Below are 247 nucleotides of genomic sequence, written 5' to 3'. Positions count from 1 at the left end.
TGCGGCCGTGGAGCATCTCGCCGAGCTCGGCGTCGCCTTCGACCGGCGCGCCGACGGCAGCTGGCGCCTCGGGCTCGAGGCCGCACATGGCCGCAACCGCATCGTGCACGCCACCGGCGACGGCACCTGCCGCGAGCGTATCGGCGAGATGCAGCGCAGGGGTGTCATCTGCGCCGACAGGCGCGGCAAGGCCGCCTTGCGCCCACATGCTGGAGGCTTCCGCGCCGAGCGGCGACTTCGACAGCAG

General features: G+C 73.7%; 1 pseudogene. It reads right to left on the bottom strand.

The features are described 5' to 3' along the window. Window positions 1–247 (bottom strand): annotated as a pseudogene (locus tag FNJ47_RS47580) (hypothetical protein); the annotation flags it as partial.

Source organism: Bradyrhizobium uaiense, assembly GCF_010811875.1.
Classification (GTDB): domain Bacteria; phylum Pseudomonadota; class Alphaproteobacteria; order Rhizobiales; family Xanthobacteraceae; genus Bradyrhizobium; species Bradyrhizobium uaiense.
The sequence above is the reverse complement of the archived record's forward strand: the minus strand, read 5'-3'. Positions and strand labels throughout refer to the sequence as shown.